Source organism: Methanosarcina siciliae T4/M, from assembly GCF_000970085.1.
In the GTDB taxonomy this organism is placed as follows: Archaea; Halobacteriota; Methanosarcinia; order Methanosarcinales; family Methanosarcinaceae; genus Methanosarcina; species Methanosarcina siciliae.
This window is the reverse complement of sequence record NZ_CP009506.1, coordinates 1349412-1374341: the sequence shown is the minus strand read 5'-3', so window position 1 is coordinate 1374341 and position 24930 is coordinate 1349412. Positions and strand designations below refer to the sequence as shown.

Here is a 24930-nt window from a genome sequence, read left to right as displayed (position 1 = left end):
CAGTTTGTTTCTCTAATACAAACATTTATATATGAATAATAGGTAATAAGTTACCGTCTGCCGGCAAACATAAAGAATAAATTCAAATCTAAAAGGTGAGCCAGAATGAAGGAAACAGTTCCACAGAAGCCACTGGAACCAGTTTTACACGGGTTCCTGCTCCGTGACCGTACATTTATCCCAGCCTCAAAGATAAAAATCCTGAAGCTCTTCGGGTTGCTTTCAACAAATAAAACATAAACCCGAAAACTTCCCTGAAATGCAGGAAGAGCTTACCTCCTAAGCCGGAAAAAAGTAAAAAACAATTCGGAAAGCGGATAAGTTTACAGATAAAGCTAAAATTTCCTCCACCGAAAAACGGCGAACTTACCCAACCAATTGACAGAAAAAGCCCATAAAGCCAAAAATTGCTCGAACTCAACCCTTGAAAATAAAAAATTGACTGAAAACTTCCAATAAAATGATAAAAAACGACCTGGTAATATCTCTAAAAACGAATTGAACCTAAAAACAGAGTCTAAAAACGGGTAGAATCTAAAAAACGAATGGAATCTAATAAAACGAGTAGGATCTAAAAAACAGAGTCTAAAAACGGGTAGAATCTAAAAAACGGATGGAATCTAAAAAAACGAGCGGGATCTAAAAAACGGATTCTAAAAAAACGGATTCTAAAAAAACGGATTCTAAAAAAACGGATTCTAAAAAAACGGATTCTAAAAAAACGGATTCTAAAAAAGAGAATATCAGGAACACTCAGATACAAGTCTTCCCAAAAGATCTTCAAATCTGCCTTCAAGAATATATTTCAACGCGACACCCAACACAAATGAAGCCAGAATAATTTGAAGAAAAATGCGAGACACCAACAGCTCCATCCCTGGAGTAATAACCAACATCTAAAAACGGTATGCGTAAAATAAAACCCTTCCCAAAAAACGTTCAATAATCGGGAAAGGAAAAGGAGATAACTGGAAATAAAACTCCAGTTCTTTTCCTAAAAACAGAATTTTCCTAAAAACGGAACCACCAAATTATTTTCTTTTACTTTTTTAGCGAGCTCTTGGATTCACTATTAAACTGGAGTTTGTTTCTTTATTTCGCAATATCCAGAAAGCATTCCGGATTCAATAATTTGCACAAAGCCAAAAATGATGAATAAATAAAAATAAGAGGTAAATTGGAACCTCTTTGTTCTTTTAAAAATGGAAATAATTTTATAATCTGGTCTGGATTGAGCCTTTACCGAATCCCAGGTTCCATCATTACTTGCACACTTGTAGTCATGCCATCGTTGGGATAGCCTCCTTACTTAATCCAGCGGACAAAAACCTTCTGGTAGCTGCCGTATCCAGCTGGGGTATCTGTGTGAATGACCCCTCCTCGAGATCTTCCCTCACCTTCTCAAGTAGTTCCTCACGGAACAACTTATTCTGACTCTTATTTATGTTCTGGCAAAAATAATAAGTGAAAGCACCATGCCAGTCCCCGGTTATTTTGGCATCCGCACTGGTCTGGTCAGACCGACATGCAGACCACAGGGTGTGCTCAACACCTATTCCCTTCACTTTCAGAGATTCGGCCATCCCTCTGGGCATGTAATCTTTTACCTGCTTGAAAGCCTCCAGAGAAGGCGGCGGCATGAATCTGGGCTTTCGATCCAGCAATAAATCAATAGCTCTCAAGCCGTCTCCACTGTGGCAAGTATCAAAAACGCACTCAAGCTCCACTGGCGAGGGCAATGAACTGAAAAGCTCATTTAGCTCATCATCAGTTATAATGTGAGCAGGGTCCCATACATTCCCTTTCTGAGCAAGGTCGGTGGGGCAGAAGGCTTCATCTGCGTAATCTCGCTCATCTTTGTTCTGGTCCGGAACCTGAGTACCATGGCTGGAAATGCTGAAAAACAGGTAGTTATATTTTCCGTTCTTTGCACCATCAACCATCTCTTTCAGGTTTGCCATGATATTGGCCTTGGTGGCCTGGGCGTCTGTGAGACTGACGATATCTCCATGTGTGAAGCCCATATGCTGTTTCAGGACGGAAACCATGTCATCAGCATCATTTACGCATCCGTTTAAAGCTGCTTGAGGATAGTTCTGAAATTTATTAATTCCAACACACAAAGCTCTCTGACCTGCCATAGGCTACCTCCTTTTAAAGCCAATCAAATAAATCGACAACAAATTTTGTATAAAAAATTTAAAAAGAACGTCTGATTTATTATAACTCACTCATTGTAGTGAGTAGCAAATTTATAATTATAATAACGATTGTATAAAATAGTAGTAAGAATAGTTCAGGAATAATAATCAGTCAATTTTAGTATCTTAGCATAACTCAGCCAAAAATATAGTAGTTTACTAGGTTACATCAGGTTAGGAGGGCAGACCTTGAAACTCAAGATTGAAACTTCAAAGCGCATAGAGCTGATAGACATTACCCCGGAAGTCCAGGAAGAAGCCAGGATAAGCGGAGTAGAGGAAGGCATATGCATCATCAGCACCAGGCACACAACTGCAGGTATTATAATTAATGAGAATGAGAGCGGGTTGAAGGAAGACATTCTGAACCTGCTGGGAAGACTCGTTCCTTCGGGAGCCGGATACAGGCACGACCGCATAGATAACAACGCCGATGCCCATCTCAAATCCGTACTGCTTGGGACAAGCGAAACCCTGCCAGTTGTACAGGGAAAGCTGGAGCTCGGCACCTGGCAGAGTATCTTTTTTGCCGAGATGGACGGCCCGAGGCACAGGACAGTAAATCTGACGATTCTTAAGATCGAATAAAGGCCTAGAAACAAAAAACAAATTGGAACAGCAAAATAAGAAAAGTAAAGGCAAATAAGAAAAGTAAAGGCAAATAAGAAAAGTAAAGGCAAATAAGAAAAGTAAAGGCAAATAAGAAAGTAAAGAAAAAAAGTCCCTTAAGAGTTGCCTGAAGAGACTTATTTAGAGGGATTTTTGGCCTTACTGAAATCATCAAGGCGGGACTGCTTTTTTCTGCATTTCTCACCTGGGATTTCCACAGGGTATTCACCTGTAAGGCAGCCAATGCACATGTCGTTCTTATCGCACTCAAGAGCTCTCATGAGCCCGTCAATGCTGAGATAACCTAGAGAGTCGGCGTTTATTAGCCCTTCAACCTCTTTTATAGTCTTGTATGAGGCGATAAGTTCCTGCCGGGTTGCCATATCGATCCCTAGATAGCAGGGGGCAATAATTGCCGGACTTCCGACCCTTGCATGGACTTCCGAAGCTCCTGCCTTCCTGACCATATCTATGATACGCCTGGAGGTCGTGCCGCGGACAATGCTATCATCTACAAGGACTACACGCTTACCTTTGACGTTCTCCTGAATTGCGTTCATCTTGAGCCTAACAGCAGTTTCGCGCAGGTCCTGTCCCGGAAGAATAAATGTGCGTCCTATGTAGCGGTTTTTCATAAGACCTTCCAGGTACATGATTTCGGACTCTCTTGCATAGCCGATTGCGGACGTAATTCCCGAGTCAGGAACAGGAGAAACGATATCTGCTTCAACATCATGCTCGCGGGCAAGTTCCCTTCCGATTCTTTCCCGAACCTTGTAGACGAGTTTGCCGTCTATGACGGAATCGGGTCTTGCAAAGTAAATAAACTCAAAAACGCAGTGTGCCGGATGGGGCTCGTTTGTGAGCTGGTGGCTTTCAAAGCCTGAACCCGTGAAAACCATAACTTCGCCTGGCCTGACATCCCGGATAAGGGTGCCGTTCAGGGTGTCGATGGCAACACTTTCTGAAAATACTCCGTATCCGCCGTCAACTTCCCCAAAACAGAGGGGTTTCAAGCCGAAAGGATCTCTGACAGCGTATACAACACCGTTAATGAAAATAACAAGAGAATAAGAGCCAACAAGCTTGCGCATTACATTCCTGATAGACTCGATAGGGTCATGCCGTATCAGTTCTTTCACAAGCAGGTGACCGATAACCTCGGTATCGGAATTACTTATAAAAATTCGGCCTTCGTTTTCCAGCTCGTCTTTAAGTACTCTGGCATTTACCAGATTCCCGTTATGGGAAATGGCAACTGTTCCACCCTTGAAGTTCAGGATAAAAGGCTGACAGTTTTCAATCTTTGACTCGCCAGTTGTGGAGTAACGGACGTGTCCGACTCCTGCGCTCCCTATAAGGCGCCCCAGAGAATCCTTGGTGTACACGTCCGGCACAAGTCCCATGCCCTTGATGGAGAGCGGAGATGTCCCATCATGCACCATTATACCCGTAGATTCCTGTCCCCTGTGCTGGAGAGCGTACAGGGCGTAGTAAAGCTTAAATGCGACAGCATTTGATTGAGGCCTGTCGTCAGGGAGGATTATGCCTGCAACCCCGCATTCTTCTTTCAATCTTGACCTCCGGTGCAGGTGAAAAATAGAGAAAATTGAGCAGGCAATTTTAATACTTGCACTTTGCCTGCCACTTGTAAGTTCTCATGCGGGATGTCTTTCCAAAGCCACATGAAGTACATTGTTTTGTATGCACGTTGAACGAAACGCTGCCGCATCTTCTGCATTTGGCGTGAGTGCGTTTCTGCCTTTTTCCCATTGATGAAGTACCTTTACTCATTACTAAATCTCCTGATAAAAATCAACTTGTTAGCATGTGATATTCGATAATTCGAAGCGATTTCGTTTCTGAATAGATTCTCAGCCATGCAGGTCCTGCATCTAACCGAGGTTTAACGTAATAGACGAAGTGCTTGATATAGATTACGGAGATACGTATACCACGTTGTCACCGCGGATAACGACACTGGTGAATTTACTTATGACTTCTCCTTCTCTTAATTCTTCAGCATTGTCAAGCACGAGGTTCATGTGAATATCGTATCCTTTCAGCTCGCCCCTGAACTCACGTGCTCCTTTCAATCTAACGATTACAGGTGTGTCCAGTGCGTTGTTCAAAATATCCAGAGGTCGGTTTGCCATCCTTACAATCCCCTTAAAACATTATAAATCAAATCATTATCTATATCAATATAAATAATTAATCCAGACTTAAACTAATCGCCGCACTTAAGTAGTAGATTATTTGCATCAAAGTCGCAAATACAATATATAAATGTATCGAATCAATTTACTCTTTTCAGTTTTTAACATATAAACGAACTCGAAAATGAGAAAAAGGATCTTTTCAAGAGAAATGGAGGGGAAAAGTACAATATTACTAAAGCCCTTCAATCAACGTTCTCATAAATGATTTTATAAATTTTCAGAAATTTAAACCTGCAAAAGCCAGTTTTTCATCAAAGCTACGGAAACTTTATGTGAACCAGTTTTTCAAAAGCCAGCATCCAGGAAAGCTCTGCAACATTTGCGGACCACCCATAGACTAAAATAGGAATTCCATTTCCAGAAGGCAGAAGAGCAAGCTCCGGAAAAATTAGCATATGCCAGTATTTTGAACATATTAAAAAATGAGGAAAAAAGAGGAGTACAGAGGAATACAATGACAGAAAACCCCTTAACAAAAATCCCTATTGTGATGACCATTGCAGGCTCAGATTCAGGAGGAGGAGCTGGAATTGCTGCCGACCTGAAAACCTTTGCCTCCTTCGGAGTGCACGGAACCTGTGCCATAACTTCCGTAACTGCCCAGAATACAACAGGGGTGCTTGAGACATTTGACCTTGCCCCCGGAGCTATTGCAAGCCAGATCGAGGCGGTCTGTTCGGATATGAAGATTAAATGGGCGAAGACCGGGATGCTTGCTTCGGCCGAAATTGTAAAGCAAGTTGCAAAGCAGGTAAAAAAGCACGGGCTTTCCCTTGTGCTCGACCCTGTCATGGCTGCCGAAGCCGGAGGAGACCTCCTGCAAAAAGAAGCCTTTTCGGTCCTTATCGAAGAGCTGCTGCCCCTCTGCAAGGTTACGACTCCAAACGCTTTTGAGGCAGGGGCTCTTGCAGGAATTCCCGTCAAAAACCCTGAAGATGCAAAACTTGCGGCAAGAAAAATCGCAGACCTCGGAGTTGAAGCCGTAATTGTAACGGGAGGGCACCTTGATGCAACCGACCTTATCTACGAATCCGTATCCGATACCTTTACCCGTATTCCCGGAACCTTTGTTAGCGGAGGAACCCACGGCTCAGGCTGCACCTACTCGGCAGCGATGACCGCCTGCCTTGCCTGCGATGACCGCCTGGAAATCTCTGCCATGAAAGCAAAGAACTTTGTGGTGCAGGCAATCCAGAGGAGTATGCCTGTAGGCAGGGGAGTCGGGCCTGTGAATCCTCTCGGAAAGGCCCTTGAGGACAAAGAGCGCTATCTTGCCCTGGAAGATGTAAAAGAAGCGGTTTTAATCCTTGCCGACAGCCATGAGTTTGCAAAACTCATCCCTGAGGTTGGCTGCAACATAGGAATGGCAATTCCGGGAGCCAGAAATTATGAGGACGTTGCGGCTGTGGAAGGCAGGATAGTGAGGTGCAGGGGGAGGGCAAACCCTGTGGGATGTATCGACTTTGGGGCCAGCAAGCATGTGGCAGGGGTCATCCTGGCAGCCCTTCGCGAGCAGCCCGGGATCAGAGCTGCCATGAATGTAAAATATTCGGAAGAAATCCTTGCAACCTGCAGGAGTCTGGGACTTGGAATCTCCTTATTTGACAGGGAAAAAGAGACTGAAGGGGTCAGCACCATAGACCGGGGCAGTTCCGAGGCAATAAAAGAATACGGAGGAGTGCCTGGAGTAATCTATGATGAAGGCGGAGTGGGAAAAGAACCCATGATCAGACTCCTCGGTACAGGGGCTTCAGAGCTTGCAAAACTTGCAGTAGAACTTGCCAGAAAAATTGAGTAATAGTTATTGAATAACATCAGGAGAAAAGCCGGCACAGATTTCCTTTTTTCACTTTTCTGGCACATTCTCCTTTTTTGATTATTTCAACCTCCGACTGCATTCCTTATTTGACATTTCGTAAAGTATAATAATGTCCTCTGTAAACCATAATTGCAAAGCAGACAATACTTAAATACATCAAAGTTTGATTTTGTACAGAAATGATGTGAAAGGAGATTTCCATGGAACAGACAAAGATTATCCTTGACGAAAACGAGATGCCAAAGAAATGGTACAATGTCCTTGCCGACCTCCCGTCTCCGATTGACCCGCCTCTGGATCCAAGAACCTGGCAGCCCATAAGCCCGGATGCCCTTGAGCCCATTTTCCCAAAGGCTCTGATAATGCAGGAAATGAGCAGCAACCGGTATATCGATATTCCCGGGGAAGTGCTTGATGTTTACAGGCTCTGGAGGCCAAGCCCACTGTTCAGAGCCCACCAGCTTGAAAAAGTCCTCAAGACCCCTGCAAAGATCTACTACAAATACGAAGGAGTTAGCCCTGCAGGCAGCCACAAAACAAATACTTCGATTGCCCAGGCTTACTATAACATGAAAGACGGGACCGAAAGGCTCACAACCGAGACCGGCGCCGGACAATGGGGAAGTGCACTTTCTCTTGCCTGCAATTATTTCGACCTCGAATGCAAAGTTTATATGGTCCGTTCCAGTTTTTACCAGAAACCTTATCGAAAATCCCTTATGACTCTCTGGGGAGGAAATGTCGTGCCTTCCCCAAGCCCTGACACGGAATTCGGACGAAAGATCCTGCAGGAGCAGCCCGAAACCCCCGGAAGCCTCGGGATTGCTATCAGCGAGGCTGTAGAAGATGCAGTAGCCCATGAGAACACAAAATATTCCCTTGGAAGTGTGCTTAACCATGTTGTGCTGCACCAGACCGTAATAGGTGCAGAGTGCAAACAGCAGCTTGCGCAGGTAGAAGAGTACCCTGATGTGGTTATCGGGTGCTGCGGTGGCGGAAGTAACCTGGGAGGAATCGCGCTTGAGTTCATAAAAGACAGGCTTGAAGGAACAAACAACGCAAGAGTGGTTGCAGTCGAACCTTCAGCCTGCCCGTCCCTGACAAAAGGAGAGTACAGGTACGACTTCGGAGACACTGCCGAGATGACCCCCCTCCTGAAGATGTACACCCTAGGCCACAAGCATGTACCGCCTGCCATCCATGCCGGAGGACTCCGCTACCACGGGGACTCTCCGATCATAAGCAAACTCTGCGCAGAAGGACTTATGGAAGCTGTTTCATACGACCAGCAGGAAGTTTTTGATGCAGCCGTACAGTTTGCCAGGACCGAAGGAATCGTGCCTGCACCTGAATCTGCCCATGCCATCCGCTGTGCGATTGATGAAGCGCTTGCCGCCAAACAAACCGGAGAAAAAAAGACCATCCTCTTCAACCTGAGCGGGCACGGGCACTTTGACATGTCCTCCTATGACAAATATTTCAGCGGGGGACTTGTCTGAAGGAACCTGCCTGGAATAACCGATAATGAAAAACTTAATATGGAAAAAAACAAAAAAATAAATTTTGAAATATATGTATTTTAAAATACATATTCCATAATGAAAGAAAGATGTCCGGGCTAAATCTTAAGGTGTATAAATCTTAAAATGGATAAATTTCAAAGTGTATGAAACAGGATCATGATGCCTTTCGGGCATCCTCTGTTTCTTAGAAAACCATTTCCCAGAAAATTTGTTTTTAATAATGTTTTTGTATGGATGTTTCCCTGTGCCGTAAAAAGATATTAGGGCACCTATTTATGCAGGTACTATTTATGCAGGTACTGTTTATGCAGGTAATTTATCGATGCAGGAACTATTCCTATTAATATTTGATGTTGTTAATGTTCTGACTCAGCTACCGTTATTCATACACCCCGGATACAAAATATATATCCTGAATGTATTTTTTAAAGGAACCTGTTATTCTACTGGTTTTCTGTTAAGGACATAAAGGATCATCTTCGGGCTGAGTTTGCTTTCTTTAGCCATTTTTTCGGCAACATATTCACTTGGAATCCCTTCCGCTTTCATGTTCCTTATTTTTGCAATTACTGAGGGAGAGACGGTGTAATATTCATTTAGGTCCTTTCTGTGCCCCCATACATCTCCCTCAAGCAGCTGGATTTTTTGCATTTCCAGAAACATCTCCATTGACTTTGAAATAGTCTTTTGATATGATTTAGGAAGCTGGACTATTTCGAGCTTAGGACATGTTTCAACAAGCAGGAAAATGTCTTTATTTGACGGCCTGAACGCAAGGTGGATTACCTTTTCGTTCGGGTTTAAGGAGAGAATTTCATCTCTTGAACTGACAACTCGTATTTTCATACCATTCCCCAGACCCTAATTTAGTTAAATAATCAATAAAACCCATTACACGACAATATTTAAATAATTTTCTATGTTATGATTAAAAAATCTATCATTGTAAAAAATACATATTTGAAAAAAAGGCATATAGAAAAGCAAAAATAAAAGTTAATACACAAAAATACAGGACTTTACAATCGAAAACAAAATTAATTTCTTTCTATTGTATGGTGAATATAAAAAAGTGTTTAGAAATAGTTAACCATTTTTCGACAAGGTAAATCAAGGCTAAAATTCTCTTACCCTCGCGTTCGTCGTTTAAATTGATTCAAAAATGAAGATAATAGTTAGCAGAAAATGATTTCAAAGAGAAAGTGAGGAAATGATTTTCAAGGGGAAAAACTAGAAAACTGGAGAAACTATAGAATAATTCGAAAAAAAGTTTATTAGAGAAAAGTTTATTAAAGGTCAGAGTTCGTTCCCAGGAACTCTTTATGAAAAATAAATCCGGAAATATATGGAAAACTTTTTAAGACAGAGTCTTAAAAAGTTACCTTCCACCTCCAGTTAAGTTGTCCTTCACGGGTGCAGAATTAATACCTATTTACCCCGAAAATTATAGCTGAAAAGACAGACGAATCCACGCTTCAGGACAGTTCCAGACTCTTCTTGCTGAGGATGTAGAGAATCATGTCCGAATTCAATTTGCTTTCCCTTGAAAGTTTATCGGCAATCATCTCATTGGAGAACCTGTCGGCTTTTAATTCCTGAATTTTCTCCAGAACATTCTGAGAAACGTTGTAATATTCGTTTATGTCCTTCCGGTGTCCCCATACATCTCCTTCAAGGAGATTAATCTTCTGCATTTCCAGAAACATCTCTATTGACTTGGAAACAGTCCTTCTGTAAGATTTAGGAAGCTGTATGGCTTCAATTTTAGGACATGTTTCGGCAAGCATGAATACATCCCTGTTAGACGGCCTGAAAGCGAGATGGATAACCCTCTCATTCGGATTTAGGGTAGGAATTTCCTCCCGTGAACTAACTACTCTGATTTTCATATTATCCCCACTCTTATCTAAGAATCAAACTCTTATTTATTTATAAATCAAAATTTGGTTACGCACTTACATTTTATATACATATCGAATAGCAGAAATATTATTTAGAGGGTCTGTACCCAAAACGAGTCCTTATAGCGTCAGCATGTGCCTGCAGACCTTCTTCCTCAGCTAATGCGATTATAGTTTCTTTTAGACTTTCAAGCCCACTCTTGCTGATTTTCTGGATACTGGAGTATTTAAGGAAGTGGTTGATATTCAGCCCTGAATAAATCCTGGCATATCCTGCCGTGGGCAGCACGTGATTGGTACCGGAAGCGTAGTCTCCAACCGGGACAGGAGCATAGTTCCCTACAAAAATCGATCCGGCATTTTTAATCTTGTTAAGTACGAAATCGGAGTCTTCCACCATAATTTCCAGGTGCTCTGGAGCAAATTTATTGCTGAAGTCAATGCTCTGTTCAAGAGTGTCGGAAATCAGGACTGCAGCATTCTCAAGCGAAGTTTTTACAATTTCACTTCTTGCAGTGTTTTCAGTCTGAAGAAGCACTTCCCGCCTTACAGCTTCTCCAAGAGTTTCTGAAGTTGTCACAAGCACCGACACCGCGTTCGGGTCGTGTTCGGCCTGGGCTATGATATCCGAGGCAGCCATTACAGCATCGGCAGAATCATCCGCTATGATCAGAACCTCACTCGGACCTGCAGGGAAATCAATCTCGGCAACATCTCTCACCTGCATCTTGGCAGATGTCACAAAAACGTTCCCAGGACCCACTATTTTGTCCACCTTAGGAACGGTTTCGGTTCCGTAAGCCATTGCCCCGACTGCCTGCACGCCTCCGAGCTTGAAGACCTTATCTGCCCCTGCAACCTTTGCTGCAGCAAGCGTAAGAGGGTGTACGGACCCGTCAGCCCTCGGAGGAGTGCATACGATAACCTGTCCAACCCCTGCAACCCTTGCAGGAATTACAGTCATCAGCACCGTTGAAGGATAGGATGCCCGGCCCCCCGGAGCATAGGCCCCCACACTTTCAAGAGCTGTTGCCTTCTGCCCCAGAACAACCCCGGGCTGAACTTCCATAAACCAGGTAGCTTCAGGCAGCTGGGCTGCATGGAAGGCTCTTATATTTGCAGCTGCGACCTTGAGGTGTTCAAGCAGTTCCGGACCGATCCCTGCCAGAGCTTCTTCAAACTCTGCCTCACTCACCTCAAAATCGGCAAGCTCAACTTTATCAAACTTCTTTGTATACTCCCTGACTGCTGCGTCTCCCCTCACTTGCACATCCGAAAGTACGGAAGAAACGATTTCTCCGACATCTGCAAGCCCGGACCCCCGGGAAATTAATTTCTGCATTTCAGCTTCCGAAACATCAGACAACTTTTTGAATAACATTGTGACCATCTCTGAGATTACCTGATAAAACCTGATCCGATTGATCCGATAAGTTTGGTATAAGCCCTGTATAAACGATATAATCTGATATAATCTGCTCTCATTAAATCCCTGATCTCATTTAAGATTTTACCCCGTCCTGGGCCTGAAAGAACTGAAAAGTAAGAATAATCAAGAGGATTGGAGAACGAACTACAATTTTTTGGAAAGGACCGCCAGACAAGCTGGTGGAGGCTCTTATACTTATCTGTGAATTGGAACCGATTTTTTGGCAAAGGATTAGTATCTCTCAGCCCAAGGAATATTTCTCATGTGTGTGCTTTCTCATAACTACGGCACAGTTTTGTAGATCGTCTTTTCCTGACGGGCAGACCGGTCCAGTCTTTTGAAGTACAGGGAGAGAAAACTGAAAGCTTACCTCTCCGAATTCCGGAAGAGACAAAACGATTAATTAAGGACGTAAAGAATTGAAAATAAAAGAGGAAATATCAATGATCATAAGGAAAATAAGGAAAAGTCAATGATCAGAAAGAAAATCGGGAAAATATCAAAAATCGCTGATCGTTTTCTGCCTGTCCTGGGAACTTTTTTCAAAGGTCTCAGAATCAGAGATCTCAGGAACTGCTTCTCTTCTCCCAATCTGCCTGAAGATCCTCTCAGCAATCTTCGGGCCAACAAGGGCAGCTACTTTTTCAGGAGAGGCCCCTGCGAGGTCTGCTGTGGATTTGAAACCTGCCCCATAAAGTTTCCTTGCCCTTACACGGCCGATGCCCCTGATATCGAGCAGGTCCATCAGTTCCGGGCCTGCTCCGTAATGAATGCGCTTTTCAAGTTCTGCAGCTTCTTTTGCTCCTTTGAGGTCAAGGAGGCGGGCAAGCTGGGCGGTCACGTGCATGATCCACTCGGCAATGTCTGCAGTTGTACGGATGTCTCCTTCCCCTGTACCGAATTTTAAACATATCTCGTTTTCAGGTTTCTCACGGATCCAGTCCATCAGCAAAAGAGCCGTCTTTACCTCGCTCAGGAACCACTCATATTCAACAATATTGAAGGGGTTCGGAACCTTTGAGAACTCTTCTGTGTGTGCCATTACGAAATCATTGATATCCTGATAGTCATGGCTCCGCATATACATCAGGCGCATATCGGGTGTACTGCAGACCAGGTGAAGAAGAGTTAACCCGGTCAGGGTCCCGGCTTCTCTTAAGCCCTTTGCAATGAGGGCTGCTGAAAGAGGGTCAATGTAGAGCCTGGAAACAAGTTTTCCGAACATTGTGGGAATTAATGCATCGGAATCCTGCTCAAGCATCTCTTCCTGCCGTAAAAAGTTCAGGCACTCGTCCACAACCATGGAGAGCCCGAAGTTTGAGTACTGGTACGCAAAAAAAGTAGCTTCCAGAAAATCCATAAGCTCTTCCTTTGTCCGGGCAAACCCGTTCGAAATCGTGGAGAGCACGTGTGTCCTCAGGGCATTTTCCGTTCCGAGTTTGGACCAGATATCTTCGGCTCCGGCTTCGATATATTTCTCAAAAAGGAATACAAGTTCCTCATAGGACTTTGCCAGCAGTACAGCTTCTCCGTAGGGGTCAAGCCTCGGCCTTCCGGCTCTTCCTGCCATCTGCTTGTATTCGAGCACCGGGATGGGCTGCATACCTGAATCCGAAGAATAGCGCCGGTAACTCCGTATAATTACACGCCTGGCAGGTAGGTTCAGCCCTGCTGCAAGGGTCGGGGTACTTGAGATCAGTTTTATGTACCCTTCCCGGAAGCCGGTTTCTACGAGTTCTCTCAAAGGAGAAGTAAGGCCCGCATGGTGAAAAGCTGTCCCTGCACGGACACAGGATGCAAGAACCGAGGCAGTATCGGTTTCACTGTTTTCCAGGATCCCGTCAGCAATCCCCGAAAGCTTTTCTTTGTCTTCTGCAGAAAGAGTCTTTTTAACTGCAGAAGTCGCCTTCTTTGCAAAACCCATGCAGTTTTTCCGACTGCTTTCGAAAACAAGACACTGACCGCCTTCCCCCAGGGTATCGAGTACAAGGTTTATGGCTTCGTCTTTTGTTGGCTGTTCAACAGGCTTTTCTTTATCCTTGCAGAAAAATGTCCCGTTAAAAAATACCCCTTCCATAAGGTCAGTGGGCCTCCATTCGCTTAGCACAAGTTCGGCGTCAAGCCAGGCTGCAAGTTCATCGGCATTCCCCACAGTTGCCGAAAGAGCAAGGATCTGGCAGGAAGGGTTCATTTTTCGGAGCTTTGCCAGGGTGACCTCAAGGGTGGGGCCCCGGTCCGCAGAATCGATAAGATGGACTTCATCGGCCACAACAACCGAGATCTCCGGCATCCAGGCAGTATCGTTCCTGAGCAGGGAATCGGTTTTTTCCGACGTGGCTACGATTATGTCGTTTATGCCGAGCCCTTCGTCCCGCCTGTCATAGTCTCCTGTCGAGATCCCGACCTTTACCCCCAGTTCGGAAAACTCCTGAAAACGCCTGTACTTTTCGGAAGCCAGGGCTCGTAGGGGCACGATATAAAGGGCTTTTCCCCCCGCAAGCACGGATTTCAGCATTGCAAGCTCTGCAAGCAAAGTCTTCCCTGAAGCCGTTGGGACTGCAGCAAGCAGGTTTTTCCCCTCAAGCAGCCCCTTTTCAACAGCTTCCGCCTGAGGAGGATAAAGTTCAGGAATCCCGGAGTTTTCATAAAAGCGCTTTACTTCATCGGGCAGGTCGAGACTTTCTATCTTCATTAAAAACCAGAAACTCCCACATATGATAAAAAACTATTTTGAAACCGCAATTCAGTTGCCAGAAAACTGCTTTCCTGTAAAAATTCGGGGTCCCCGTTTTAGGGAAACCCCTGAGTTATTCAGAAACTAGAATTTTTCAGAAATTGGAACAACTGTCTTTCGCAGAGTCAGTCTTTAGCGGAATAATAGTAGTTTCCGTTTTCCTTCTGCTCCCGGTCAAGCCTTGAGCCGAGGTTGTTTACACGGGGACGCCTCGTTTCTTCATCCCTGCGGAAAGTGATGCCGAGGTTTTTCAGGAACCTATTCATGCCTTTTTCCATGCTGAAAGGCCCGTTGGCTTCACCGTAGACAGAAGACTCGCCTTCAAAAACAAGGAGGCGTTGGCTGAGCATATCGATCATATAGATATCGTGGTCAACAACCATAGCTGTCTTCTGGTTGTTTTCGGCAAAGCGGTTGATGACTTTGGTGACCATAGAACGCTGCTCCACATCAAGGTGAGCACTCGGCTCGTCCAGGATATAGAGGTCGGCTTCCTGGGACAGGCAGGCGGCAATTGCCACCCTCTGCAGTTCTCCACCACTCAGATCGGTAAGCAGGCTTTCATAGATTCTTTCAAGCTGGAGGGGAGCTGCAATCTCAACCTCATAGTAGCTGGTCCCGAAACGCTTTGTAATTCCCCTCAGAAAGTCCTGGACACTTACAGGAGTATCGGCTTTAATATACTGGGGCTTGTAGGAAATTTTAACATCAATTCCCGGATCCCCTTCATCTGGCTTGATTTCCCCTGCCAGGACTTTTACAAATGTTGATTTTCCTATCCCGTTAGGCCCGACTATCCCGAGCACTTCCCCTTCCCGCAGGCTTCCGCCGGTTGCCTTGAGAGAGAAGCCGTCCCCATACTGCTTTGAGAAGCTGTTAAAGGAGATCATAGACTGGAACTGGGCGTCCTCTCTCGGGGGATGGACCTCGAACCTGATGGATTCGGGCCGGATCCGGATATTTTCTTCAGGGAGGTAGCCTTTAAGGTACTGATTGATTCCGACTCGCACACTTTTCGGGAGAGTGACCACACCGAATCCTGCGGGTTCACCGTAAGCTATGTGAACGACGTCCGTAAGCATGTCCAGGATCGCAAGGTCGTGCTCGACTACAAGAACTGCCCTGTCCTTTGAGATTTCCTGAATCAGACGGGCAACGTTAATCCTCTGGTATATGTCGAGGTAAGGGCTTATTTCGTCAAAGAAATAAAACTGGGCATCTCTTGCCGCACAGGCTGCAATTGCAACTCTCTGAAGTTCCCCACCACTCAATTCCGAAATTTTTCGCTCGATTACGCCTTTCAGGTCAAGACGGTCGATGAGTTCGTCCAGAACCCCCTTTTCATCGGTTTTTTCAAGCAGCTCGGAGGTCTTGCCTTTGAAAGCTTTGGGGATAAGGTCAACGTACTGGGGTTTTTGGGAAACCTTTACCTTTCCGTCCACTACATCTTTGAAATAGTCATGAAGCGCAGTCCCCGCATAGTGTTCTAATACCGTATCCCAGTCTCCTTTTCCCTGCCCGAAGTTAGGGATCAGAGTTCCGGAAAGAATCTGGACAGAGGTACTCTTCCCTATCCCGTTCGGGCCCAAAATACCGGATACCTTCCCTATCCTCGGCACTGGAAGCCCGAAAAGAGCAAAACCGTTTGGCCCGTACCTGTGCGTGGGCTCTTGCAGAGCTTCAGGAAGCCCTATGATCATGATGGCATCGAAAGGACATTTGTTAATGCATATCCCGCAACCAACACATAGTTCTTCGGAGATGACCGGCTTGCCATCTTCCTCAAAAATAATGGTTTCGTCTCCTGTCCTGACTCTAGGACAATATTTTTCGCACTCCTTACTGCATCTTCTGGGCTGGCACCTGTCTTTGTTAAGTATAGCTATTCTCATAATAGTCCCCGAAAATTACGTTTTTTGATTGATTAAAACATAAAATGAATTCAGTGAGATGGGTTCATTTGTATAATTTAGATTCATTATGAATTTATAATGTTGTATAGTTATCTGATCCCTGTCATGGGAGTTTCTTTTCATTCAACAAAAATAATTATGGTCGAATTCATGCCGCATATACACCATTCAGACATATAAGGCATTTATCGGTTATGAAATGCCTGCTCTGGTATATGAACCGTTGGAATGTTGCAGGCAGGAAGTATCTCAGTGGGAAAGGGCATTATAAAAAATGAAGATAAAAACCGATAGCAAAAGAACCAGGGTAAAAAGGCCTTCTTTTTGGAAAAAGCCTTTTTTGAAGCCCAGGAAAAGAATTATTTTAATTCAGAAGCAGAGTCCAGGTTACAAGGAAAAAGTCTATAACTATGAACTCTACAAAAAACCAGTCTTTAGGCTTAAATTCTTTGGTATCAATTTTTAGAGGAATATAGATCAGCTTCTGGACATAATAAGTAATTCCGATAACGATCATAAGTATGGCATACCAGATCCGGTCTTCACCTGCCCCATACTGGCTGAACATTATAAATCCGAAAATTACTCCAAGTACTGCAGCAACAATTGTTTTTATAATTCCATCCCTGTGAGCTTTCTGCTTTTCTTCGGGGGTTTTTTGATTGGGGAGACTCTTGTTTTCGGGAGCCTCAACACTTGCTGTGGCAACTTTGACGGGGGCCTCTTTAGCAGTTGCGGGTTCCTTTCTGGACTTTGACTTTGGGGATTGTTTACTCAACCTGTATTCTCTCCTGAGCGGCAATTCTCTTTCCTGGGAATGTGGTGTTGATTAAAAAATTAAAAAAATTGAAAATGGGATTATGGATTTCAAGGGTCATAATGAATTTCAAGGATCATATTTGACTCGGCGATACCGATTAAGCAGATATGGTGGTCGAAGTATAGGTAAATTTGACTCGGTAAATTTGACTCGATGATGCTGGTTAAATCTTATCATATTTAAATATTTAGAGTTAAATTATTAGGACTGAATCTCAGAGATTTAAATAAATTCATTGCTTAAAACATTACCGATCTGATCTATGGATATCGAATCGATCCCTATTGAATTTAAATGTTTTGAAAATTTGGAAGGTCTGTGCCCCCCGGGATGGTAAACAAGCGTGACTTCAGGGTTGAGTTTTCGGACCATATCTTCAAGCCCGCAGGCATCAAGGTGATCGCTTATCTTGATCACAGGATACGGGTAATCCGCACGGCAGCTCAGTACATACTTTTTTACATTCCACGGGAGCTTGCCAAGGTCCCAGGGAGCCACCACGAAAACCTCATCTTCCCCTCCGGAATCAAGCTCTGCAAGTTCTCCAGCATCCTCAAGCATGCTCCGCGTAAGTGCCCTGGTCCGGGCTTCCATACGGATGGCGCCTTCGTATCCGAAATCCCTCATTAATTCAACGGCACGCTGGGCTTTTCCGAACTCGTATGCTCCGAAGGCAACAGGGCCACCCTCAAAAAGGGCGCATTTCATGCTTTCGAGGTCATCCGCAAAATGGCAGGAAGGGTCTTCAGGATCCCCATAGTTAGCTTCAGTGATAAGGACATCGCAGGGAGGGAGCTTGCTGGCATCCTTGACATCCCCTGTAACCAGAATCCTGGTCCCCACGTCGTTTTCCCAGTAAAAGGCAGCAGCTCCGGCAGTATGTTCCGTGGGGAAAGTCCTTACTCTGACCCCCTCGATTTCAATCTCATCCCCGAGCCTGCACATGCTGCCCGCGTAATTTTTATCATGTCTTATTTCAAGAGCAACTGCAGTTTTGTCCGTACAGACCGCTCTCGGAGATAGCATCGCCGATTTCCCGTGATGATCGGAATGGGCATGAGTGATCAGGTATGCATCTGGCTGTGGTTGCTTTCCCAGACTCCGAGTAGTGTCAATCGAAAAGGAGCGTAACTCTCCCGCATTGTTCCGAAAACGGATCGAAAGATGGGGTTTGAAATTTCCTCGTGAGTTGCGCTGCCTGAGCGCCAGCACACCAAGATCAATTAGTTTTTTAGAAATCACGCCAATCTCTGAGGAGATTAAACTTAACATATTTAAGTTTAGGGAAACCTAGTAAAATTCACAGCACTATCTCCGGAAAGAAGGCATGGTTTCAACCTTCCTGAAGGGGGAGCAGAAAGAAATTTACTGTAGAGACTGCATTAATGCAGAGACTGCCCGGATGGTGCAATCGGGATGTTTGGCCGTGAGCAGCTCTAATATTGTTTTGATTACGCTCTGAAAGAATCCGATTACGGTTTTGTTCCTGTCCCGGCAGAGTTGCGTCTCTGCAGTTCGCGGTCTGTTTCGGCAGAGTTGCGTCTCTGCAGTTCGCGGTCTGTTTCGGCAGAGTTGCGTCTCTGCAGTTCGCGGTCTGTTTCGGCAGAGTTGCGTCTCTGCAGTTCGCGGTCTGTTTCGCTGCGCTCAAGCAGACTACTTTATAGATTAGAGACAGGCGCTTCATTCAGCTGAATTAAATTAAGATTTCTTCCCCATACAATGTTACTCTCTATATTGAGTCGTTCTTGTCCCGCTCGACGCAGGAGAGCGGTCTTTCCCAAAAAGACAAAAACGAAGAAATAAGAGATAGAAGAATGAAAACAACAGGTTAGTAAGTAATAGCTGCTGAAGGCGTTTACAAGTTTGAAAGAAGCACAAAAGGCTAATAACGGTATAAATTTCAGTATCATTTCTCATTCATTTCTCATTCATTTCTGCTTTTTCCTTTTGTACAGGGCCTCCAGAAAGGCTGGCGGAGGTCTCCTATGAAAAATCGAATTAAAAGAGTTTTCCGGGGAAGCGGCTTCAGTCCTCATCAGATACACGACACATTTCACTATTATACCCGAACACGACACATTTCACTATTATACCCGATAAACACCCTTAATGACATTCTGTGCGTAGATATAAGTCAGTTTGTATATAACCCGGATGTGATCTTGACATCCGGATGTGATCTTGACATGAGCGCAATAACACCTGATCAGCAAAACGTTTTACTGGACAAAATCCTTGTAGAGCGGAGGTCGCACAGGCAGTTTAAGCCGGAGTTCCCGCCGGAAGAAGATATAAAGGGAATCATCCACGCCGGGCTCCATGCACCTTTTGCTGCTGCAGCCATGGGTGAAACAGAGAATTATTTCCGGGAATCTTTTGTTTTGAAAAAGGGTTCTAAAAGCCTGAGAGCAGCAGCTTCCCTTATCTTTGAAGAAGTCATGGCAACAGCTTCAAATCTCGAACGTGCTATGGAGAGGGACCCGGAGCTCCGCACATATGCAAGAGGGTTTGCAAACCGGCTGGCAATGATCAAAAAAATGGGACAGGTCCCCGGAGTCGGTACGGCTCCTTACTTCATAGTGGTTGCCGAGAGGAAAGGCTTCCCTCCGATATAACAACAGGCACTTGCTCACTGTCTGGAGAACATGTGGCTGAAAGCAACTTCGCTTGGTCTCGGATTCCAGTTAGTCTCCATTACGGTTCAAATGGCAGATAACCCGGCATTCTGCGCACTCCTTGGGTTTTCTCCGGGGTAATGGGCTCTTATGGGATGTGCAATAGGCTATCCAGCCAAATTACTTCCTCCTTCTCCCCGTCCACCGGTCGAGAAGGTCATAAGCTGGCTGGGATGAAAAAAGTGGAAATTCTGAATAAACGACAAAAACAAAAACTTCAGAACCGTAATCCTGCCAGGTAAGGAATGATTCATTCCTGGTGTTAAAAATTCCAAAAACATCTACTCTCTTCCCTCAAGTGGAGGATTTTGAGCTGAAGACCAGATAATAAATGTGGAATCGGTAAACTATACGATCTAATCTCCAGCAAACTCTTAAGGACATCCTCTGAAAAGAATCAGGCAGAAGCTTCCTTATTCATGATATAAGCAACCATTTCAGGGTTCAGCTTGCTCTCCCTTGCAATCTTTCTCTCAATCTCCTCAGTTGTTTTGCCTTCTATCTTCATGGCCTTAATCTTTTCAATTACGGAGGATGGAATACTGTAATATTCGTTGATGTCTTTCCTGTGACCCCAGACGTCTCCTTCGAGAAGCTGTACTCTCTGCATTTGCAGGAACATTTCTATGGACTTTGAAACTGTGCGCATGTAAGATTTTGGCAACTGAATTACCTCAATCTTCGGGCAGGTTTCAACCAGTCCAAAGATGTCCTTGTTCGAAGGCCTGAAAGCCAGGTGTACGATACGCTCATTCGGATTAAGTGTAAAGATTTCTTCTCTTGAACTTACCACTCTTATTCTCATGTTTTTCCCCCACTATCTGTTTATGTTTAATTTGTTTTAGGTTTTGAGTTGTTTTATTTTTACTATATTAGAGAGTACATACACTTATTATAAATAGTTATCTCACTGAGATAATATTATTTCAATAGTATAGCGGTTAGTATATTTCTATTGGGCATTAGAAAAAAGTATTAAAACGCCTTAAAATAGATTGAAGACGTTATTTACAGGCAGAATTATTATTTTCAAATCGTTTTTAGCCTCTTTTCATACTAAAAATATTTTTGTGTACTACTTGAATAATTCTGATCTTTAATTCCTGAATATTATATATACAGCCTGAAATCCAGCTGAGATTTCGCTCAAAGAAAGAAAAAGAAAGCTGCAATAACAATTACAAAATATCTAGAGATCTGGGAGTATCAAAGAATAATCTGTTAGAAATTTCATATTGAGGTTAAAAGAGAAATAGGAGGAGAAAAACAGAAGAGTATTCAAAAATATTTCAGAATGAAAATAACCCCGGCTGCCAGTTAAGAACTGTGCCGTAAGGCTTCTAAAAAGAAATAGGTAAAAAGTTGTGCGCCTTCGGGTTCACTGAACCCGGGCGACTATTTCCAGAATATACAGGGATCAGAGAAGTTTATCAAGTTCAGCTACCAGTACACTGCCCTGGGTAACACCCATAAAGCGCTTTACTTCAGTCCCATCCTTCTGAATGATCAGGGTCGGGACAGCGTGTATGCCGTACTTTGAGGCAAGCTCCTGGTTTTCGTCCACATCGACAACCTTGAACTCAACCTTATCCCCATACTTTTTTTCGAGCTCTTCAAGAATAGGTTTTTGCATCCTGCAAGGTCCACACCATGTTGCTGAAAAGTCCAATAACATCGGTTTCATAAAATCACCTGCAATACTTGAAACGTCTGAGACTTTTGCTGTTTTAGTTTATAACTACTCCGGTCAGCGTGCAGAGGAATCGTGTATGTATGTCCGTACGGCACGGCTGCTGGCACCCCAATCCTGAATGATAGATGACCTGAAGATGGAATTACCGGTACAGGGTCGGGACTCAATTTATTGCATATATTCTTCGATGATAAGAAACAATTTACTTACTATCCGATTATTCTTCCTGCTTCATACATTTCCTGCTGAGAATAAGTCCACAGGCTTTATCCTGTCATAGTGAGGTGAATTATTCCCATATCGAAGTGCAATACTCTTTATATTGATCGCAGCATTTATATCTCTATCGTGTCTGTTCTCACAGGAGCAAATCCGATCTCTTTTCGTTATAACGAAAAAAAGTTGAGATGACCTTAAGCATTGCACATCTTAAGAGGCAGCTCAAAAATACCGATCCATAAGAGTATCTTACTACAAGAGAGTTTTATATTTCAATTTCCAGATGATCATATTTGATTCTGATTAACATTCTCCCATATTGGATCTTCCCTACGAGGGAAAAAACTGAATAAAAAGTAAGAATCCTGATTTTTTCTGATCCTTGTTGAGTATTTTTAATTCTATAATATAAATATAATATTTATATGCATTATATAATTGGTGGAACACCAGCAACTCAATTTATTTTAAATTGAATAAGTGGAATAAACTGCCTGAATCAAACATTATTTGTCTTTATTGGAATCAGGAATTATTTGTAACAGATGCAACAGAAAATCAAAATTAGTGAGGTAATGAAATGATTGGAATAGTAGCTGCCTTCGAAAAGGTGAAAATTCCGGAAATGGGAAGAAGTTTTGGAACCGGCTGGCTCCCTCCGTTACCATCCTTAAAAGATTACACAGAAGAAAGCGCTCAGATTCCCGAGATGGCAGAAAAACTCGGAATTCCGACTTCCAGAAAGGAAACAAAAACTCTGGAATTGCCTGTTTCCATAGACCTCAGGAACTGGTGTTCGCCGATCGAAGATCAAATGGATCTGGGTTCCTGTACCGCCCACGCAGGTGTAGGAGTGATTGAGTATTTTGAGCGACGAGCCTTTGGGAAATATATTGACGGGTCAAGACTTTTTGTCTACAAGACGACCAGAAACCTGATGGGGGTCAAGGGAGACACCGGAGCCTGGCTCCGGAATACTATGGGAGCACTGGCTCTTTGCGGTGTCCCGCCTGAAAAGTATTTTCCTTACACCAACAGGAAAACTCCGGGACCGGACGGAGAACCCACATTTGACGACGAACCTTCAAGCTTTGTATATTCGCTTGCCGACAACTTCGAAGCCCTTAACTACTTCTGCCATGACCCGCAAGGCATGAATTTACCACCTGAAGATGTCATCCTCAGTGTGAAGAAGTACCTTGCGGCAGGAATCCCTTCAATGTTCGGCTTTTACGGGTTTCCCTCTTTTAAGGATACAGATGTAAAAGGCGGAATTCCTTTCCCTGGTCCCGATGAGAGGTCAATATGGGGCCACGCGGTCGTTGCAGTCGGCTATGATGAAAACATGAAAATCAGAAATACCCTCAGCAACAAAGAAACCACAGGTGCCTTTTTAATCCGAAATTCCTGGGGTACAGCCTGGGGTGATGAGGGGTATGGATGGCTCCCCTATGAATATGCCCTGAACAAATTTGCACTGGACTTCTGGTCTCTGATCTCAATGAAATGGGTTGAAACAGGGAATTTCGGACTTGAACTCGAGAGTTCCAGGAGTAGAGTTCGCGAAACTCTCAGCCGAGACATGCCTCTGCCCCATGCATAAAACAGGGATGATAAAAAAACGAAATTATCCGGAACAGAGATATCTGTCCAATATATCCTTTTATTCAGGGACCTCCTCTTTTTATCCGGGAGATCTCCGGCGGTCTCCTGATAAAACAATATAATATGCTGCTAAAACAGACTTTCCTGCAACTATTTTTCTAGAAATAGAGGCATGAAGCCTTTATTGGAGGAGTTTGCGGTGATATTGAGTGACCAGGATAAGGGCCGTACCTTGGAGGTAGAGGCTCAAAGCTTCATAACTGTACGCTTAAATGAGAATCCCACCACCGGCTACCGATGGGAAGTTGAAACTGCCGGAGGACTGGAAATGGTAGGTGACAGCTTCGAGAAAAAAGGAGATGCGATCGGTGCAGCAGGCGTGAGAGTGTTCCAGTTTCGCGCACCTGGCACGGGATCTTACAAGCTTGGCATTAGAAACTGGCGTGATTGGGAAGGAGAGAGTTCGATCATAGACCGTTTTTACGCTACTATTTTAGTGAGGTAGATTATACGCCCGGAAATTTGAAGAATTCAAAAGAAAGAGAATCATGAAAAAGAAGTTAAGACAGGCTTTTTACTGACCCTTTTCTTCCGTATCCTCTTTCCGACTTTTAATAATATTGCCGAAATACATGCACCCTTCCATTGAGATCGTTGGCATCTCCGGAGACTCGTCAACAATCTGTACCGGAGCACCCCGAATAAGCACACATGGAACTCTTTCTCCTGCTTCTCCCATAAGGAGTTCAGCCGCAGAAACCAGGTTATCGGCTGCCGCTTTATAAGTCAGGCGGAGGGGCTTTCCGTAAATATCAAAAGTGCCTCTTGCATCCTCGACAGGTACAAAACCCGAAATCCCGAGCGCAAGCCCTGTGCAGCCCAGGCGCAGGGGCTGAGTCCTGCTGTCCCCTATAATCACACCCAGCCTGCAGGAGTAACGCTGCTCCAACCTTTTCCGGATGGTTTCGGAACTTTTTCTCGGGTCTTCCGGAAGCAGGACTACGTGACCTTCAGGCGCGTTTGAAGCATCAATTCCAGCATTGGGGGAGAGAATGCCCTTTGTAATCGTAAGGGCGGCTCCTGGGACACCCCCGAAAAGTTCGTCACATTCCTGAAGCACAAGCTCCATTTCCCTCGGGTCTATCCCGTATTTTTCCCCGAGAGATAAAGCCTTTTCACCGGGCTTAATGCTAGCAAGATCGACTATTCGGTTTTCCGCCGTAGCAACAGCGGATTCGGCCAGCACAAAAACATCCCCATCAACCGGCGTAATGCCTGCTTCTTGCAGCGAAGTTTCAAGGGTCTGCACGATGTCGTCTCCTGCTCTGATGATAGGAGTCTCAATCCCGAACATCTGGATGGAAGTGATTTTTGGATTCATTTTGATGCCTTTAAAATACTGTAATTAACTCGATTTTCGGAAATATAAAATCAATATTGACAGAATCAGACCGTAAAATACCGGAAGGTATTGATAAATGTATCCAAAGGCTCCGGAAAACTCCCATAAATAGAAAAAAGCTTAAGGATGAGAAAGAATACACCAGGGAAAATTAACCCGAAAAAC

At 44.2% G+C, this 24930-nt stretch carries 22 protein-coding genes; 7 read left to right on the top strand and 15 right to left on the bottom strand.

The genetic code is table 11. From position 1 onward, the window contains the following. Positions 1-105 precede the first annotated feature (105 nt). Entirely contained in the window at positions 106-240 is a 135-nt protein-coding gene (locus MSSIT_RS25225) for a hypothetical protein (RefSeq protein WP_261789048.1), read from the top strand. A gap of 1040 nt (positions 241-1280) precedes the next feature. Here MSSIT_RS25225 and MSSIT_RS05915 read toward each other — a convergent pair. Continuing rightward, positions 1281-2141 (bottom strand): caspase family protein, encoded by an 861-nt coding sequence (locus tag MSSIT_RS05915; protein WP_048170799.1) that lies wholly within the window; start codon positions 2139-2141, stop codon positions 1281-1283. Between the two features lie 249 nt (positions 2142-2390). On the opposite strand from MSSIT_RS05915, the gene MSSIT_RS05910 reads away from it, so the two are divergent. Continuing rightward, positions 2391-2789 carry a secondary thiamine-phosphate synthase enzyme YjbQ gene (locus MSSIT_RS05910; protein ID WP_048170797.1) on the top strand — a complete coding sequence of 133 codons (399 nt, stop codon included), beginning with the start codon at positions 2391-2393 and terminating at the stop codon, positions 2787-2789. Positions 2790-2947: 158 nt separating this feature from the next. Here MSSIT_RS05910 and purF read toward each other — a convergent pair whose 3' ends face one another. The 3 genes from purF to MSSIT_RS05900 all read right to left on the bottom strand — a co-directional run bounded on the left by purF (position 2948) and on the right by MSSIT_RS05900 (position 4966). Next, positions 2948-4384: an amidophosphoribosyltransferase gene (purF, locus tag MSSIT_RS05905; protein WP_048170795.1), complete on the bottom strand. Its 1437-nt coding sequence runs from the start codon at positions 4382-4384 to the stop codon at positions 2948-2950. A 49-nt stretch (positions 4385-4433) separates the two neighbouring features. Beyond that, positions 4434-4604 carry a 50S ribosomal protein L37e gene (locus tag MSSIT_RS21730; RefSeq protein ID WP_011023129.1) on the bottom strand — a complete coding sequence of 57 codons (171 nt, stop codon included), beginning with the start codon at positions 4602-4604 and terminating at the stop codon, positions 4434-4436. A 143-nt stretch (positions 4605-4747) separates the two neighbouring features. Beyond that, entirely contained in the window at positions 4748-4966 is a 219-nt protein-coding gene (locus MSSIT_RS05900; protein ID WP_048170792.1) for an LSm family protein, read from the bottom strand. Between the two features lie 520 nt (positions 4967-5486). Here MSSIT_RS05900 and thiD point away from each other — a divergent pair. After that, a complete protein-coding gene (thiD, locus tag MSSIT_RS05890; protein ID WP_048170789.1) occupies positions 5487-6830 on the top strand; it encodes a bifunctional hydroxymethylpyrimidine kinase/phosphomethylpyrimidine kinase in 1344 nt (447 codons plus the stop codon). Positions 6831-7051: 221 nt separating this feature from the next. Then, a complete protein-coding gene (locus MSSIT_RS05885; protein WP_048170787.1) occupies positions 7052-8350 on the top strand; it encodes a TrpB-like pyridoxal phosphate-dependent enzyme in 1299 nt (432 codons plus the stop codon). Between the two features lie 462 nt (positions 8351-8812). On the opposite strand, the gene MSSIT_RS05880 is transcribed toward MSSIT_RS05885, so the two are convergent. The 8 genes from MSSIT_RS05880 to MSSIT_RS05845 all read right to left on the bottom strand — a co-directional run bounded on the left by MSSIT_RS05880 (position 8813) and on the right by MSSIT_RS05845 (position 18855). Further along, positions 8813-9220 carry a DUF1699 family protein gene (locus tag MSSIT_RS05880; RefSeq protein ID WP_048170786.1) on the bottom strand — a complete coding sequence of 136 codons (408 nt, stop codon included), beginning with the start codon at positions 9218-9220 and terminating at the stop codon, positions 8813-8815. 629 nt (positions 9221-9849) lie between these two features. Further along, positions 9850-10263, bottom strand: a complete 414-nt coding sequence (locus tag MSSIT_RS05875; protein WP_011023135.1) for a DUF1699 family protein — start codon at positions 10261-10263, stop codon at positions 9850-9852. Between the two features lie 100 nt (positions 10264-10363). After that, a complete protein-coding gene (hisD, locus tag MSSIT_RS05870; protein WP_048170783.1) occupies positions 10364-11665 on the bottom strand; it encodes a histidinol dehydrogenase in 1302 nt (433 codons plus the stop codon). A 538-nt stretch (positions 11666-12203) separates the two neighbouring features. Continuing rightward, a complete protein-coding gene (locus tag MSSIT_RS05865; protein ID WP_048170781.1) occupies positions 12204-14396 on the bottom strand; it encodes an ATP-dependent DNA helicase in 2193 nt (730 codons plus the stop codon). Positions 14397-14563: 167 nt separating this feature from the next. Further along, the gene (locus MSSIT_RS05860) at positions 14564-16330 is read right to left on the bottom strand and encodes a ribosome biogenesis/translation initiation ATPase RLI (protein WP_048170779.1); all 1767 of its coding nucleotides are present in this window, start codon (positions 16328-16330) and stop codon (positions 14564-14566) included. A 385-nt stretch (positions 16331-16715) separates the two neighbouring features. After that, positions 16716-17129 carry an EMC6-like membrane protein gene (locus tag MSSIT_RS05855; protein WP_048170777.1) on the bottom strand — a complete coding sequence of 138 codons (414 nt, stop codon included), beginning with the start codon at positions 17127-17129 and terminating at the stop codon, positions 16716-16718. A gap of 264 nt (positions 17130-17393) precedes the next feature. Further along, complete coding sequence (locus MSSIT_RS05850) at positions 17394-18413, bottom strand: MBL fold metallo-hydrolase (protein WP_048170775.1); 1020 nt, start codon at positions 18411-18413, stop codon at positions 17394-17396. 91 nt (positions 18414-18504) lie between these two features. Further along, positions 18505-18855 (bottom strand): hypothetical protein, encoded by a 351-nt coding sequence (locus tag MSSIT_RS05845; protein ID WP_048170774.1) that lies wholly within the window; start codon positions 18853-18855, stop codon positions 18505-18507. A gap of 301 nt (positions 18856-19156) precedes the next feature. Between MSSIT_RS05845 and MSSIT_RS23980 the strand changes: the two genes are divergently transcribed. Continuing rightward, positions 19157-19786, top strand: coding sequence for a nitroreductase family protein (locus tag MSSIT_RS23980; RefSeq protein ID WP_197080340.1), 630 nt, complete (start codon positions 19157-19159; stop codon positions 19784-19786). Between the two features lie 457 nt (positions 19787-20243). Here the strand turns inward: MSSIT_RS23980 and MSSIT_RS05835 are convergent, their stop codons facing one another. Together MSSIT_RS05835 and trxA are read right to left on the bottom strand one after the other, a co-directional pair. Then, entirely contained in the window at positions 20244-20651 is a 408-nt protein-coding gene (locus MSSIT_RS05835; RefSeq protein ID WP_048170773.1) for a DUF1699 family protein, read from the bottom strand. Between the two features lie 612 nt (positions 20652-21263). After that, positions 21264-21530: a thioredoxin gene (gene trxA / locus MSSIT_RS05830; RefSeq protein WP_048170772.1), complete on the bottom strand. Its 267-nt coding sequence runs from the start codon at positions 21528-21530 to the stop codon at positions 21264-21266. Positions 21531-22338: 808 nt separating this feature from the next. Between trxA and MSSIT_RS05825 the strand changes: the two genes are divergently transcribed. Further along, positions 22339-23361 carry a C1 family peptidase gene (locus tag MSSIT_RS05825; RefSeq protein WP_048170771.1) on the top strand — a complete coding sequence of 341 codons (1023 nt, stop codon included), beginning with the start codon at positions 22339-22341 and terminating at the stop codon, positions 23359-23361. A gap of 174 nt (positions 23362-23535) precedes the next feature. After that, positions 23536-23868, top strand: a complete 333-nt coding sequence (locus tag MSSIT_RS05820) for a protease inhibitor I42 family protein (protein ID WP_197080338.1) — start codon at positions 23536-23538, stop codon at positions 23866-23868. 69 nt (positions 23869-23937) lie between these two features. Here the strand turns inward: MSSIT_RS05820 and cofE are convergent, their stop codons facing one another. Then, positions 23938-24744: a coenzyme F420-0:L-glutamate ligase gene (gene cofE, locus MSSIT_RS05815; protein ID WP_187151870.1), complete on the bottom strand. Its 807-nt coding sequence runs from the start codon at positions 24742-24744 to the stop codon at positions 23938-23940. Positions 24745-24930 lie beyond the last annotated feature (186 nt).